This is a genomic window from Brachyspira sp. SAP_772 (assembly GCF_009755885.1).
In the GTDB taxonomy this organism is placed as follows: domain Bacteria; phylum Spirochaetota; class Brachyspiria; order Brachyspirales; family Brachyspiraceae; genus Brachyspira.
On record NZ_VYIX01000001.1, the window covers coordinates 1,054,004 to 1,069,627 of the forward strand.

The window sequence follows — 15,624 nt, forward strand, 5'->3', positions numbered from 1 at the left end:
TTAATTATTTTATTCAACATCTTCAGTAGCAACAGAATCCATACAATTATCAATATTTGTTTTTTCTTTAGTAGATTCTTTTTCTTCTGATTTTTCTTTTATTAGCAAAGCAGAAACTATATACACAAAACAAGCACATAAACCAGCATATATAGGAGCCTCTACCCAACCAACATTTAATTTTAATATAAATATAGTACTTGTTACCAAACCTGTAATCATAGAAAGTAAGCAAGCAGTGATATTAGCCTGTATGAACGGCTTCATCATTATAGGTCCAACAAACATAGCAATAAGTCCTCCTGTTCCAATATATGCTATTTGATTGAGCATGCCCTGAGGAGCTATATAAGTTAATACAAGTCCCCAAATACCAGTAAATATTACCCCTATTCTATTTATTATAGTGCTGCTTTTTTCTGCTTTATCAGTAAAAGCTACAAATAAATCATGAGAAAGAGAAGAAGCTAATGCTTGTAATACAGAGCTTATTGTAGAAAGCATTGCAAACAATATAAATAATATAATCATTCCTCCAATAGCAGGCGGAAGATATGAAGTTAAAAATACTGGCATAGCACTGTCAGGATTAGGAAGATTAGGATTTTTATAAAACATATAAAGTCCAACTATTGGAACTAAACTTAGTATTATACCCATAGGTGCCATTATCAAAGCCATAGCAGGAATATTAATCTTATCTTTGAATGATAAAAATCTCACAGACATATAAGGCAATGTTGTAGTGAATAAAAACGCATATATAAATACTAAAAATACTTTATATTTACCCTCTCCATAAGGATTGGATGTTGTAGGGTTAATAAACTCTGGTTTAATAGCTCCTACAGTATTAATAAGCTCTGTCATAGAAACATCTTTTACTATTGTAAGATAAACTATTATAGAAGCTACTAACATACCAATACACATTATAGTATCAGTAATAGCAACAGCAAGTAGTCCACCCTGAACAGTAAATATTATAATAACAATCATAAGTATTATAGAAGCTAAATGTTCAGATACACCAAGCCATTGTGATGCTACTAAACCTATAGCTCTTATTTGCCCTATTATATATACAGATAAAAATACAAAAGTAGCAATCCCCCCAAGTCCATGAACTATTCTCTTTTGAGTTTTATTTCCATTATGAGTTTTAGCAATATATTCTGGTACAGTAAAACCGCCAGCTTCTTCAGCTTTTTTCTTCATAAATCCAGCAAAAAACAATGTACCAAAAGTAATAGCAGGAGCAAAAAAGAAGTTAGCAAATATTTCTATAGCACCATAAGCATAGGTAGTACCGGGCGAACCAATAAACCCCCAACCGCTGTAACCAGTAGCCATTAATGTGCCAGCTCCAACAAAAGCACCTATTGATTTTGCACCAAGCAAGAAACCTTCAGAACTTCCTTTTTTTATTTTTAATTGAGTCCAAAAACCAATTCCAATTAAAATTAAAGATGATAGTATCAATATAATCCAATTCCCAAGTATCATTTTTTATCTCCTTTGCTATTATTTTTATCGTTTACTGTTTTATATAAAAATGCTGCTAATGGTACTGCAATTAAAATTACACAGCCATACAAAAAATAGTCTATCACCCATGAACCTGTCATAGCATACTCCTTTGAAAAAATTTAAAATACTAATGTTGATTAATAATGCTTGAATATATAGGACTTATTAACGCCTGAATTTTATAGATTTTTTTGTTTTGATAGATTTATGATTTGGAGAAAGGAAGTAAAGCATTTGGGTATGCTTAATTTTATTGAATGATGCTTGAAGCATAAATTATACTCTCCAAAAATTATCTATTTTGACATTAAACTATAATAGCATTTTTGTCAAGTATTTTTTTAATTTTTTATAATAAATAATGCAATAAAAAATAATTTATTAAAATAAATTAAGAAATTATGATATAAAGACTTGACTTTTTTTTATTTCATGTTAATATAGCAAACATCAATTTTCAAGTTGATATGGGTAGGTGGCCGAGCAGTCAATGGCAGCAGACTGTAAATCTGTCGACGTGAGTCTACGGGGGTGCGAATCCCTCCCTGCCCACATTCTTTTTTATCTCTAGTAAAAGGATTAATCAAATGGCTATAGAGTTTAATGATGTGTATATATCTATAGTTCCTGAAGCTAATCTTTGTAGTTCCGAAGAAATATATAGGTTTGTTAATGAATCTGAAGAAGCTGCTTCTATTAGAATGCCTATTGTAATACTTGACTTAAAAAACACTAAAGAGATTAATAGTGCTGGTATAGCAAAAATATTAAAGCTTTACAAAAATCTTCAAGGATTAAAAATAAAATTATATATGATGAATCTTAATGCTGATGTAGAGCCTATATTAAAAAATCTTCTTCTCACATATTTAATTACAAAAATAGAAAGTGTAAAAGATTTAGATCTTTAATTAAACTAAAAAATATAAATCGTTGACATAAAATAAAAAGTAATATATTATTAATAAAAGCTTGGAGGTAGATGAGTCCCGGTGGGCTCCGCGCTCTTCAAAAGCGTTGGACGTTATAGCAACGTTGGCAGGTTCAACTCCTGCCTCTTCCGATAAATAAGCGATTATTAAAAATAAATAGTATGATTATATTACTAAAAAATAGTCTCTTATTCTTAAGCAATATTATATTTATTATTGAGAAAAGGAGGCTAAAAATTGAATAACAATTTCAACTTAGTTCAAACCAATGTCGTATTGGAACATAATTCTATTAAACCATATCATAAAATTTTATCTCGTCCTATAGTTACTGATATTATCAGAGAAATATTAGAAAAATTAAGAGCAGAATTAAAAAACAATCCAAATGCTCATTACAGCAAAGAAGATATTATTAAATTATGCGAAACAAGATTAAAAGAAAAATCTAACCTCCCTATAAAAAGAGTAATAAACGCCACAGGCACTATTATGCATACCAATTTGGGACGTTCTCCTATTGATGAAGATATATGGCAAGAAGTAAAAGACTTAAATATATACAGCAATAACCTTGAATACAATATAAACAAAGAAGGAAGAGGCTTAAGAGGTGAGTTTTTATACACATTATTAGCCAAACTCACAAGTGCTGAAGATGCTTTAGTTGTAAACAATAATGCTGCTGCTGTATTTTTAACATTAAAGACACTTGCTGCAGGAAAAGAAGTTATAGTATCTAGAGGAGAACAGGTACAAATAGGAGGCGGTTTTAGAATACCAGATATATTAAGAGAAGCTGGTGCTAAACTCGTTGAAATAGGCACTACAAACATAGTAACTGTTAATGATTATAAAGAAGCTATAACAGAAAATACTGCTATGATATTAAAAGTACATGCTTCTAATTTTAAAATTAGAGGTTTTGTAAAAAGCCCATCATTTAAAAAAATCAAAGATGCTATACCAAGCAATATACCATTAGTTTACGATGAGGGGGCTGGAATATTTGATGAGAGTATGTCTGAAGAAGATCATATAAAATCGGCATTAAAAGCTGGTGTTGATTTGGTATGTTTTTCTGGGGATAAGATGTTTTCAAGTGTGCAGGCTGGTATTATAGTTGGAAAAAAAGAATATATAGCAAAAATATACAAGCATCCTCTTATGAGAGCTTTTAGATGCGGTAAAACTGTGCTTTCTATATTAGAGAAAAATGTTATAAAAAGATTAAATGCCGAGGGACAATTTAAGGGTTATTGTGAGAGATTATTATCTATTAGAGAGGAAGTTATAAAGCAAAAGGCATTTAGAATTATTAATGATTTAAAGGGTTTTGATGTAGTTAAGGAATATGTAGAGACTGGAGGCGGTGCTATGGCTGATACTTTCTACAGTTCTTATGCTATAAGCTTTAAGCCTAAAAACATTAAAGAGACTATAAAATATTTGCATAATTTGGATACTCCTATTATATCAAAGATAAAAAAAGACTATGTATTATTATATGTTTTAACAATAGAAGAGAGAGATATTGAGTATGTATACAATGTGTTAAAGCATATAGAAAAAGAATATTTATAATAATAAAATATTAGTTTAATAAAATTAATTAGGGCGAATAATTTTTAATTTAAGGAAATGTTAATGAATAAAATTATAGGAACTGCTGGGCATGTTGATCATGGTAAATCAGAATTAATCAAAGCTTTAACGGGTATTACGATGATGCGTTTACCTGAAGAGAAGAAAAGAGAGATGACTATTGATTTGGGGTTTGGATTTTTTAAGCCTAATGATGATATTACTATTGGGGTAATAGATGTTCCTGGACACGAGAGATTTATTAGAAATATGGTTGCGGGGATGTGGAGTTTGGATTTAGTTATGCTTGTTGTATGTGCCAATGAAGGTTGGATGAATATGACAGAGGAGCATGCTAAAGTTGCTTTGGCATTGGGGATAAAAAATATTGTATGCGTAATAAATAAAATAGACCTTGTTGATAATAATAAATTAAAAGAATCTGAAGAGAGCATTAAAAAAAACTTACATAGAATATTTCAAAGAGATATAGAAACAATAAAAGTATCTGCTTTAAATGGCACTAATATAGATTTATTAAAAGAAAGAGTTACAAATATATTAATAAATGATAAAACAAAAGAAGAGATAAAAACTCATATTTATGTAGATAGGGTATTTTCTATAAAAGGTGCGGGGCTTACAATTACAGGAAGTATTAAAGGCGGCGACATTAAAAGAGATGATACTCTCATACACTACCCTAGCAAAAAAGAAGTATCCATAAGAAATATTCAGTCATATCATCAAGACAGAGAAATTGTGCATTCTACTTCGAGGGTTGCTTTAAATTTAAAAAACATAAAAAAAGAAGAGATAAGAAGGGGACATTTATTATGCTCTAAAGAAGAGAATGTTTTTCTAACAGATGAAATAATACTTGAACTAGTTGAAAATAGTGATGTTGATTATTTGAGAAAGATAAAAAATGCTGAGTTTGCAATTGGCACAGAATGTTTAGTAGCTCATATTATACCGCTATATAAAAAACAAGATAATAATGACAAAAGAGACGACAGCAAAGAAATAGATAGAAGATTTATAAGATTAAAATTTGATGAACCTATAGCAGTATTTTGGAAAGAGAGAGGAATACTTATTAGCCATGGAGGAAGTGCTATAATCGGTACGGGTGATGTATTTTGGGGAGATAAAACTACTCCATTTATTAGAAAAAATATTATGGATAATGCTTCAGATTTCTTAGGAAAAATAGAGAGAAAAAAATATACCGATTTGGTAATGAGTGTTAATGGATATAGTTTAGCTAGAGGAAATATGCCTGAATATGCTATAAAACTTGCTAACTATTTTGTAAAAAAAGATTATCTAAAAGAAGCAACTGAAAGAATAAAAAAATTAATAGAAGTTAAAAAAGATGGATTTTCTTTTGAAGATATAAAAAATTATCTTAATATAGAGACTTCATTTACAAAACCTTTTATTGATTATTTACTAGAAAATAAAATTATAATGTCATTAGACAATAATATATATAAAAAATATGTTGATACAGTAGAGCTTACTAATTCACAAAAAATGCTTATTGACAAATTAAAAAAAGAAGACTTAAATGGATTAGATGAAAAAATCATAAAAACTCTTAATAATGGAATAAAAGATATAAAAACACTAACAGCATTAAAATATGCTACATATCTTGATGAAGGCTTATATTATCACACAGAAGTTTATAACAGAGTAAAAAGCCTAATAATGAAAAACACTAAAAAAAATGATGTTATTACTATAGCATTAGTTAAAGAGAGAACAGGATTATCGAGAAAATATACTATACCAATATTAAATGCTTTGGAGAGAGAAAAGTTGGTAAAAAGACAAGGCAATGACAGAATAGTACTTTAATTGATTAAATGCTGAAAAAATATATTTTGTCAATAAGTTTATTTTATTCAACTTTTCCCGCCTTCGTACCCATACCTAAAGGTACTTCCTACGGTCGCAGGTACTTCCTTCGGTCGCCCTGAAGGACTCCTTTCAGTCGCAAAAGAAGCGGGGGCGTGTACCCTAATGGCATGCTTCGCAGGGGGCTAGTCCCCGAAAATGATTAAAATAAAAAACAGATTTCAATAAACTTAAAATTTTTACTATATACTACTCTACTGCATAACCACTCTGTCTGCAATGCTTCTTGCTAATGAACGTGAATCAGCATTTTCAATATTGCTTGCTAATGATATACCATATGTAATACGGCTTATTTTTTTATCAAAATTATTATTTCTTAAAGTTTTATTTATATATGATGCTGTAGTATCTGCCTCTAATGAAGCCCCAAATGCTATAATAACTTCTTCTATTGAGCTGTTAGCCTTAACTCTATCTATTAACTCTTTTATTCTTATATCTGAAATGCCTATTCCTTTAAGAGGCTCTATTAATCCGCCCAAAACATGATAAAGCCCAGTATATTCTTCCGTTTTTTCAATAGCAATCATATCTGTATAAGACTCTACTACGCATAACTTTGTTCTGTCTCTTTTATCACTTGCACATATATTACAAACATCATTCTCACTCAAAGAATAACATTCCCTGCAAAGCTTTATATTTTTATGCAGTGACAAAATAGAATTAGATAACTCACTTAAATATTCATCATCACTGTCAAATAAATACAAAGCAATACGCATAGCACTCCTTCCACCTATACCCGGAAGCCTAGCTATCATCTGTGTAAGCTTGTCTAAAGAATCAATACCGCTCAATTTTTATCCTTATCTTCGTTATTGTTGTTGATAATATCATTCATTCTAGATATAATATCTGGATTTATTGCATCTAATGATATATTGATAATTGGTTTGCCATTTTCATCATATTTTATTGTAGTCATTTTTGTTATATCAGCAAATGCCTTATCCATATCCTTCATATTAAGAGCATTAAAAGGATTTTTATAATTATCATGTTTATTTTCATCAACATTCAAATCTTTTACTTTAGAAATAGCATCATTCATGCTGGATATAATCATCTCTTCTAAAAGCTCTTTTTGACTCTTATCTAAAAGGCTTTCATCTACATTAAAATTTGATATAGTATAATTTTTATTAATTTCAAATGAAATTAAATTGCCGGGTGAACTATATTTTATAGAATTATCACTCATAATATAAAAAAACTCCTGAAAATAGCATTATTTTTTATAATATATTGTTTTTTATAATTAATCAATATTATAATTATATTATGTTATCTATATTATGTTAATTAAATACTGTCATTATTTATTTTCTGCTTTTTATTAAGAAGTAAATTTTTAGAATTACGATAATATATAGACATTTATTAAAAAATGTACAAAAATTAATATACAAAAATAAAATAATGTAGTAAAATATGTATAAAATGTATCATTTTAATAAAAAATATATGTATTTAATAAAATTTTTCGACAAAAATCGTATTATGTATATTTACTTAAATTAAATATACTATATGCTTTTTATATATAGATAAGGCAATAAATGGAGTTTATAAATGAGAAAGAAAATAAATTTTATTATAATATTTTTTGTTATAGCATTAAATCTTTATTCCTTCGATGAAGGATTTGTATGGGGATTAAGAGCTAATTTCAACGGTACTGCTACGTTACCATCTATTAGTGCATCAGATTTAGATAAATTAGGTGCGGCATACATGAAAGGTTCTGTAGGATACACTATGGACGGAGAGGCTGAGCTTGGATATTTATTTGGTTCTGAAAGATGGTTTAATGGAATGGATCCTTCTAAATTCAGCGGTATGAGTTTATATGCTTCTATTGGTGTTGGTAATGGATTTGCTGGTCAGGTTGCTGGAAATACATTTACATCTGGAGGAATAACTTCAACAGTGGCAATGTATATTAATGTTAGTTATGCTCCTGTAGTTAGCTTTGGAGTTGGCACTAAAGCTTATTTTTTAAATAGCAGATTGGCTTTAGGGCTTCAAGTTGGAGGTAAATTAATAGCAGATTTATCACCTGAATATTTAGCTTACGCTGATGATAGCACAGTTTTAACTCCTGAAGTTGGTGAAATAATAGTAACAGACTTTATGATAAAAAATATGAACCCATTAATGCTTAGCATAAAATTTTCTTTAGAATACAATCAGCCTGTAAATGACAGAGTGGAAGTAATATTAGGAGCATATACTAGATTCAATCTATATTCTCCTGGATATATAACAATGCCTGACAGTTTATTAAAGTTATTACAAGGTGTAAGACCTAATTTCTCTGTAGAAACTCGTTTGTCTTCTTACTATATTAATTCTCTAGATTTCGGATTAACTTTAGGATTGGCATTCAAAGGATAAAAACAATTAAATTGAGGTAAAATATATGAAAAAAATTAACTTATTTATATTATTATTAGGAATATCACTTATTTTTTCTTCTTGCGGAAGCCGTGCTTTCAATCCTAAATATTATTACGGTAAAACTGACCAATCTTCTAGCAGTGGTAATAATGGAGATTTTGAGCTTCCTCCTGATATGGATTTTGGAGAAGAAGAAGAGTTACTTCCTGAGGAAGACCCTTTTATAACAGGAGAATGGAATAATCCTAGTTATCGTTTTGATATGAATTTTGATGAGTATGTTATAGTAGCATCTTTTAATGACAACACTCAGCCTACTTACAAACTAGTAAAAAAATCTGCTTGGTTGCCTTCTAATCCTTCTGTAAATGAATATTATTATAACGGAGATAATACAACAGGCGGAGGCGTTACTATGACAAGTGTTAAGTATTATCTATATAAATCAATGAATCCTCATTTTCAAGGAAACAAATATAATGAAAGTGAGAGAATGAAGAGATTCTATTTCTATAGATTTACAGCTACTGCCTCAGGTCAGGATACAGATAATTATTTGATAGCAATAGACAGATATTCTAAATTAGTATTTGCTTTTGGAGTTCCTACATATTGGAAAAAAATTGCTGGTATACCGGCTCCTGATGCTTGGGGACCTGTAGAATTAGGATATGAAGCTAATGCATTTAATAATAGTAAAGAAAGCTTTGCTGTTGATGGGTTAAAATATTTTTATGAGTATGACCCTGTTGGTATAGTTAAACAAGATGGTACTATAGAAATATATAAATGGTGTTGGGATTCTATAGGTAATAAGAAATATGCACCTCAATTTAATGGAGAATTTGGTGATACTAATAGAGCAATAGCAGATTATGGTAAGCCCGGACGTTCTCCATACATGCCTATGAAAAAGGTTGTTGATAATAGACCTGTTAATAAAATGAACATTACAGTAAGTCAGGTTAGTATAAAAAATATAAGTGCTAAATCAGCTAACAGATATGCACTTAGTTTTACATGGGGTCAAGGAGACATAGAAAAGGTATTTAATTATGCTCACTTCCAATATAGATTTAAAATGGCTGCTTATAATGAAGATAATGATGTACCTGCTGTTGAAACAATTGGTTCAGTATTCCCAGAAGAGGTTGGTACAGTTGATGCTGGTTTAGGTGCTATATTTGGATCTGCAGGAAGCAGAAATGATGAGAAATACAAAATCAGTGTAGGCGGTTCTAAAACTATAGCTACTGATAAAACTTATGAAATAGAATATTATGAAGAAGATAAAAATAAAATACGTATGGATTTCTATTTCGATTTAGTAAAATTTGATGAACCTATGTGGAATGTTACTCAAATAGAATGGCCTTATAAATACTGTGAAAATAATAAAATAAGAGTTTCTGTTTACTATGATTATAATAGTAATAAATTTACTTATGATGCAAGTAATGGAGCAGATGATTACGGTAATAGATTAATAAGTGCTACATTTGAAGGTAATAATGGTTTATCTGAAGGACAGGAAGTAGACTTTATTATAACTGTAGATGGTAATGACGGTCCTCAAAATAATAAATGCGGAAATGGGGCTACAGGTCTTAATGATACTGTTGAGTTAAGATTTAAATTAAAATTTAATAAGGTTCAATAATATTAAAATGGGCAGAGGAAAATATAGTTTTATATCTTTGCCCATTTTTATTTTGAAAATATAAAAGATATGCATATTTAAGAAAAATACAAAAGAGTGACAAAAGAGTAATGATTCTAGTTGTGAAGAGGTTTATGTAATTATACTTTGAATCTATAATTTTTTCACTCGCCTTTAATTAAATTAATTTATAAACTTATAAATTTAAACAAGGATTATTTATGAAAAAACTACAAATTATATTGATATTGTTAATAACAGTTAGTTTACTCTTCACATCATGTGCAAAGCGTTATAGTGCTACCAATCCAGAATCAGGCTCTTTAGATTCTGGCAACAGCAATCCCCCTTCCAATATTGAGGGAGATGAAAATGTACCTCAAGAAGAAGACCCTTTTGAAAATGGAGAGTGGAATGATATTAATTATAAGTTTGATGGAAATAAAATATCAGAGTTTTTATTTGGTGTAAGTTTCAATGAAAGTAATGTGCCAACATATAAATTCTACAAAAAAGATCCTAAAAAATGGGAATTAAAAAACAGCCTCACTTCAGAATACTATTTCGACGGAACAGATGATGAAAATAAAGCACAAACTTATGCAATAAACCCCGCAATTTTTTACAGATATGATTTTAAAAACCCTCTAGTTGATTCTATGGGAAGTTACAATCAATCTACAAAAATGAAAAGATTTTTATTCTATAGACTTGAAGGAAATACAGAATTTTTTACAATCAATAATTATTTAATAGCTATTGATACTCATTCAAAACTAGTATTCGCCTATGCTAAAATCACTAAAACAGAATCAGGTCAACAATATGCAACAGAGTCTAAACCTGTTGAAGAGTATGGAGAAAAAAGAAAATTTTATGAATATGACCCTATTGGTTTTATTAGTTATAATCAAACAGAAGATTCTTTAACTTTAACTTTATATGAAGAATATAAAGAAGAAATGATTATGAATGCAAAGAATTATTTCCCTCAAGTACATGATGCAAACAGAAATGTAGCAGGATATGACGATGCTAATAGTGCAGGACGCTCTCCATATTATATTGAACAAGAAATAGGAAATATAGACCCTCAAACTATAATTGATCAGTTAAAAGGTAAAACTTATTCTATTAGAGAAGGATTAGATTTATACACATATAAGTTTTCTGATGATGGTAAAAAAGTAACATTCACAGTTAACAATTTCTATGATGGTGAGACAGTTAACAATGAACTTTCTTATTCTGAAGTAGTAGGCACTACATCTTTAAAATATGGTGATGTAACTATAACTGGAATTGGTGCATATGATATAATAAAAGATGCTAACAGAGAATATATAATAGACTATCAAGATAATGGTCCAGACTTTATATATAGAGTTGCTGGTAAAACATTTAAAAACAGCAGTGAAAACCGCACATACGAGTTTAGTGATGATGGTACTTCATTAACATATACTGAAAATGGAAAAGTTGAAACATATAACTTTGCAGAACAATCTTCTGACTCTAAAGCAGCATATTCTAAAGCTGAAAATGTATTCTGGGGATTAAGATTAAGTGAACATAACGGAAAAAAAGACGGCAGAATATCAGCTTCAGCAAACTATGCAAACGTTGATACTACTACTGCTATGGCAGGTGAATTAAATGATTATGAAGCATTTATAGATGATACTACTACACCTAGTAAGTTTGTTTCAACTGTGGGCGGAAAAACTTATTTTTATAGAGATTACACACAGCCTGACAGCGGAAATGGAAAGAGTTTGAATGCTAATAAATATATATTTAATGAAAATGCAACTGTACTTACTTATACTGAGATGGTATACAAACAAGAAGATGTTTCTACAACATACAATTTAGTAAGTGTAAATGGAACAAAAGCGACTTATTCATCAAATGGAAAAAATATCATTATATCTTTGGGAACTGATTCTAATATGATATATGATGAGAACTCTAATTCATTGGGTGATTATACAGCTGAAGATAAAGGTCCATTCTTCTTAGATATAGTTAGAGGAAATGAATATATAGCTGAAGATAAAAGTTATAAATATAATTTTAGTTCTGACGGCAAGCTTTTAACATTCACATATGCAAGCGGAGAAACTATAAAATATGATTATAGTAAAACAGATTCAGAATATTTCAAAGCAGCATATAAACAGCAAGATACTCTATTTCCTAGATATTGGGCTTTGAGAGTAACTTCTCAAGGAAATACATTAGAAATGTCAACAGGCTCTTTAGCAGCTGCTGATCATATACTTAGAGATGGTGCTTATGGATGGAAGGCTTTATTTGGAAGTGGTTCATTAATAGAAGATAGTTTCTTAAATGCTGTAGCAGGCAAAGTATTTGCAATGAGAAATACTTCTGACAGTACAAAATTAGAAAGATATACATTCTCTTCAGGCGGAGCTACCCTCACTTATGAGCAAATAGATTGGTATACTGATCAAGTTGTATCAACTTCAAAGATAGAGTTTTATGGTTATGAGAAGGTAAATGATACAAGAGGAAAATATAAATATAATGATAGTAATGATCAAATAGTAATTGTAGAGTTTAGTATAGATTCTTTAAGCCCTATAGCTTTAAGTAAAGCTAACTCAGTTGTTGGATATTATAATTATCAAGACCCCGGTCCTTATATTTATGATGTAGTTAAAGGAAAAACATATAAACGTCCAAATGGAGATACTTATAAATTTGACTCTACTGGAAAAGTTGTAGAATATTATGTAAATGGTAAACTTGACACTACGTATGATTTTTCAAAAGTAAAATCAGGTAATCATTTATTATCAGCTTATAAGGATCGTGAAAAACTATTAGGATTTAGCCGTTATTGGGGAGTAAAGGTAGAAAATAAAGATGTTAATTTATATGTTTCAACAGGCTCTTTAGCCACTGCAGACCACATTATAAATAGCGGAGATTATGGAGATCCATACATATTACAAAAATAATTGATAATTAAGCAGAAAGGGTATTAAAAAATCCCTTCTGCTTTTTAATAAAAAAAGAATAAAAAAGACTATTGATTTTTAGTATTTTTTACTATATTTAAATAGGGTTAATGTTTTTTATTTATAGCTGTTTTATTTACAGCAATGAGAGGTTATAAAATGAAAAAATTACACATATTGTTAATAGCAATTATGCTAATGTTTATAGCTTGTGCTAGACCTTTTGACTCAAGATATTATTATAATAAAAAGGTTGATTCATCAAAAGGAGAAATAGATACAACTCCTGAAACTCCTCCTGAAGAAGTAGCCCCAGATGAAGACCCTTTTATAAATGGGGATTGGAATAATCCAAACTATGGCGGATATGATGCAAGCAAATTTAATACTTGGTTGTTTAAAGCAAGTTTCCAAAAAGATAAACTTCCTATATATACTTTTTTTGATGATGATAAAGGCAGAGTTTGGCTTGCAAATGGTCTTGATTGGAATAATATACCAGCATACTATTATAAAGGAATAGATGGCGAAAATTATGCCGACAGCAGTATTACAAAAGCAGATATAACTGGATTAACTGTCTATAAATATCAAGGTGAAAATCCTCTTTATGACAGCAGCGGATATTTACCGGGAAGAATAGAGAGATTTAATTTTTATTCTATAAACGGAACAGCTCTTGTTGTAACGCTTAAACAATATTTAATAGCCGTTGATACTTATTCTAAATTTATATTTGCTTATGGTGCTATTACAAAAGTAGACTCAGTAATAGGCGGCGAAAAAGTACCTATGGGTTTTGAAGCTATAGAAAAATATGCAGAAAAGCGTCCTTTCTTTGAATATGACCCTATAGGCTATATTAATAGTGATGGAAGCGTTGTTTTATTTGAACATTATATAAAAGAGTTTGTTGCCTCTCCTACTACATACGAGCCTAAAATACACCTTGAGTTTACAAATATGGCTAAGCATGATGCAAAAGGTCAAGGATACTCTCCTTACTTGCCAAAAAAAGATTTAGAGTCTACTACTTTAGATGAGATAACTGTATCTGCTAAAAGTTTGAAAAATATTAGTGTGAGAAGTTCTGATGGAAAAGGAAAATGGGGAACTATATTTCCTCCATTTACATACGAAATACGAGATCATGGATATTTCACTTACGGTATAGGAGCCAATGTTTCAAATAATACTGATGTTCAAGTAGAATATTTAGAAAATTATTATGCAGGAGGCGTTGGAATAGATACTTTAAAATTAAATAAAGAAGAGTTGCAGATAAATCTAAATAGTGAAAAAACATTTACTGGTACAAAATCATATGCTGTTAAAAATATAAAAGAAAATGAAACTTACATAATATTGGCATCTAGTATTTATAAATATAATAGTTTATTAAACTACATAGACACAGATAATTTAGAAGAAAATGGAAGCGGTGTTGTTGCTACTCCTACTACTCCTAAAGTGAAATTAAAATATGACATTAGTAAAGAAAGTTTTGTTATTGACGGTTATGAAGAAACAGAAAATACTAAAATAACTTTTGATAACAACTTTACTATTAAATTAGGAGATACTAAAGATTTCACAATAAAATATAAATATTTAAAAGGTAATGATCCAAATGGAGAAGAATTTGAAATTACTTATACATTGGGTTTTAAATCTTTAAAATAAACAATATAGAATTTTTAAATATTTTAAGCGGGTTGAAGGCAAAAAGTAAAAAAGCTTTCACTCGCTTTTTTATATAATTTGATATATAATATAGAGGTTAAATTTTTATAAAATAGGTTAAATAAATATATGATAAAAGCAGCATTTTTCGATGTAGATGGAACTTTAGTGAGTTTTAATACGCATAAAATATCTGAATTATCAAAAAAAGCAATACTCGCTCTCAAACAACAAAATATAAAAGTATTTATAGCAACAGGAAGAGCTTTATATCAGATAGATAATTTGGATAATATGGAATTTGATGGATATATTACTTTTAATGGCTCAGCATGCTATATAGACAAAAAAGAAATATATAAAATCACATTAAATAAAAATGATTTAAAAAGTTTATGTAATTATTTAGAAAATCATATTCTACCCTGCTCTATTATGACAAGCAATGATATTTATACAAATACTCATAAAACTATAGAGATGTTTTATAATATGGTAAATGTTAAGGCAAATGTTATAGATAATTTTTTAGAATATCTTTATGATAATATAGATGATATATTTCAGTTGAATATATTTGCAAATAAAGAAACAGAAAAGAATATAATGAATAATATATTAGTAAACTCCAGCTCAAGCAGATGGCATCCAATTTTTTTTGATGTTAATATAAAAGACATTGGCAAACATATAGGCATAGATAAAATTATAGAGTATTATGGAATTAAATTAGAAGAGACTATTGCTTTTGGCGATGGTGAAAATGATACTAGTATGATAAAGCATGCTCATATTGGTGTTGCTATGGGTAATGCTAGCAAAGAAGTAAAAGAAGTTGCTGATTATATTACAGATGATGTTGATAATGATGGAGTATATAAAGCTTTAAAACATTTTAATTTAATAGATTAATTTT

Annotated in this window: 12 protein-coding genes and 2 tRNA genes; 10 read left to right on the forward strand and 4 right to left on the reverse strand. The window is 29.1% G+C overall.

All coding sequences use genetic code 11. The features are described 5' to 3' along the window. Window positions 1-9: 9 nt before the first annotated feature. Together GQX97_RS04550 and GQX97_RS15055 are read right to left on the reverse strand one after the other, a co-directional pair. Window positions 10-1,506, reverse strand: a complete 1,497-nt coding sequence (locus GQX97_RS04550) for a sodium:solute symporter (protein ID WP_157150754.1) — start codon at window positions 1,504-1,506, stop codon at window positions 10-12. Then, complete coding sequence (locus tag GQX97_RS15055) at window positions 1,503-1,628, reverse strand: hypothetical protein (RefSeq protein WP_255447208.1); 126 nt, start codon at window positions 1,626-1,628, stop codon at window positions 1,503-1,505. Before GQX97_RS15055 ends, GQX97_RS04550 begins: the two co-directional genes overlap by 4 nt. Window positions 1,629-1,999: 371 nt before the next feature. Between GQX97_RS15055 and GQX97_RS04555 the strand changes: the two genes are divergently transcribed. The 5 genes from GQX97_RS04555 (at window position 2,000) to selB (ending at window position 5,912) form a co-directional block, all read left to right on the forward strand. Continuing rightward, window positions 2,000-2,082 (forward strand) — tRNA-Tyr (locus tag GQX97_RS04555). 35 nt (window positions 2,083-2,117) lie between these two features. After that, window positions 2,118-2,441, forward strand: coding sequence for an STAS domain-containing protein (locus GQX97_RS04560; protein ID WP_157150755.1), 324 nt, complete (start codon window positions 2,118-2,120; stop codon window positions 2,439-2,441). Window positions 2,442-2,504: 63 nt separating this feature from the next. Continuing rightward, a tRNA-Sec gene (locus GQX97_RS04565) sits at window positions 2,505-2,594 on the forward strand. Between the two features lie 105 nt (window positions 2,595-2,699). After that, on the forward strand, window positions 2,700-4,046 hold the full coding sequence (gene selA, locus GQX97_RS04570) for an L-seryl-tRNA(Sec) selenium transferase (protein ID WP_157150756.1): 1,347 nt from the start codon (window positions 2,700-2,702) through the stop codon (window positions 4,044-4,046). A gap of 63 nt (window positions 4,047-4,109) precedes the next feature. Continuing rightward, complete coding sequence (gene selB, locus GQX97_RS04575; protein ID WP_157150757.1) at window positions 4,110-5,912, forward strand: selenocysteine-specific translation elongation factor; 1,803 nt, start codon at window positions 4,110-4,112, stop codon at window positions 5,910-5,912. 254 nt (window positions 5,913-6,166) lie between these two features. On the opposite strand, the gene recR is transcribed toward selB, so the two are convergent. Both recR and GQX97_RS04585 read right to left on the reverse strand, forming a co-directional pair. Next, entirely contained in the window at window positions 6,167-6,775 is a 609-nt protein-coding gene (gene recR / locus GQX97_RS04580) for a recombination mediator RecR (protein WP_157150758.1), read from the reverse strand. Further along, window positions 6,772-7,179, reverse strand: a complete 408-nt coding sequence (locus GQX97_RS04585) for a YbaB/EbfC family nucleoid-associated protein (RefSeq protein WP_157150759.1) — start codon at window positions 7,177-7,179, stop codon at window positions 6,772-6,774. The genes recR and GQX97_RS04585 overlap by 4 nt, the downstream gene beginning before the upstream one ends. A 371-nt stretch (window positions 7,180-7,550) precedes the next feature. On the opposite strand from GQX97_RS04585, the gene GQX97_RS04590 reads away from it, so the two are divergent. The 5 genes from GQX97_RS04590 to GQX97_RS04610 all read left to right on the forward strand — a co-directional run bounded on the left by GQX97_RS04590 (window position 7,551) and on the right by GQX97_RS04610 (window position 15,620). Further along, window positions 7,551-8,375, forward strand: a complete 825-nt coding sequence (locus tag GQX97_RS04590; protein ID WP_157150760.1) for a hypothetical protein — start codon at window positions 7,551-7,553, stop codon at window positions 8,373-8,375. 25 nt (window positions 8,376-8,400) lie between these two features. After that, on the forward strand, window positions 8,401-10,038 hold the full coding sequence (locus tag GQX97_RS04595; RefSeq protein WP_157150761.1) for a hypothetical protein: 1,638 nt from the start codon (window positions 8,401-8,403) through the stop codon (window positions 10,036-10,038). Window positions 10,039-10,259: 221 nt separating this feature from the next. Continuing rightward, on the forward strand, window positions 10,260-13,025 hold the full coding sequence (locus tag GQX97_RS04600; RefSeq protein WP_157150762.1) for a hypothetical protein: 2,766 nt from the start codon (window positions 10,260-10,262) through the stop codon (window positions 13,023-13,025). A 159-nt stretch (window positions 13,026-13,184) separates the two neighbouring features. Beyond that, window positions 13,185-14,708: a hypothetical protein gene (locus tag GQX97_RS04605; protein ID WP_232473260.1), complete on the forward strand. Its 1,524-nt coding sequence runs from the start codon at window positions 13,185-13,187 to the stop codon at window positions 14,706-14,708. Between the two features lie 129 nt (window positions 14,709-14,837). Continuing rightward, window positions 14,838-15,620: a Cof-type HAD-IIB family hydrolase gene (locus GQX97_RS04610; RefSeq protein WP_157150764.1), complete on the forward strand. Its 783-nt coding sequence runs from the start codon at window positions 14,838-14,840 to the stop codon at window positions 15,618-15,620. Window positions 15,621-15,624 lie beyond the last annotated feature (4 nt).

Coding starts and splice junctions, on each gene's coding strand:
- GQX97_RS04550 (WP_157150754.1), bottom strand. CDS start 1,506: ATGATACTTGGGAATTGGATTATATTGATACTATCATCTTTAATTTTA.
- GQX97_RS04600 (WP_157150762.1), top strand. CDS start 10,260: ATGAAAAAACTACAAATTATATTGATATTGTTAATAACAGTTAGTTTA.
- GQX97_RS04610 (WP_157150764.1), top strand. CDS start 14,838: ATGATAAAAGCAGCATTTTTCGATGTAGATGGAACTTTAGTGAGTTTT.
- GQX97_RS04590 (WP_157150760.1), top strand. CDS start 7,551: ATGAGAAAGAAAATAAATTTTATTATAATATTTTTTGTTATAGCATTA.
- GQX97_RS04585 (WP_157150759.1), bottom strand. CDS start 7,179: ATGAGTGATAATTCTATAAAATATAGTTCACCCGGCAATTTAATTTCA.
- selB (WP_157150757.1), top strand. CDS start 4,110: ATGAATAAAATTATAGGAACTGCTGGGCATGTTGATCATGGTAAATCA.
- GQX97_RS15055 (WP_255447208.1), bottom strand. CDS start 1,628: ATGACAGGTTCATGGGTGATAGACTATTTTTTGTATGGCTGTGTAATT.
- GQX97_RS04595 (WP_157150761.1), top strand. CDS start 8,401: ATGAAAAAAATTAACTTATTTATATTATTATTAGGAATATCACTTATT.
- GQX97_RS04605 (WP_232473260.1), top strand. CDS start 13,185: ATGAAAAAATTACACATATTGTTAATAGCAATTATGCTAATGTTTATA.
- GQX97_RS04560 (WP_157150755.1), top strand. CDS start 2,118: ATGGCTATAGAGTTTAATGATGTGTATATATCTATAGTTCCTGAAGCT.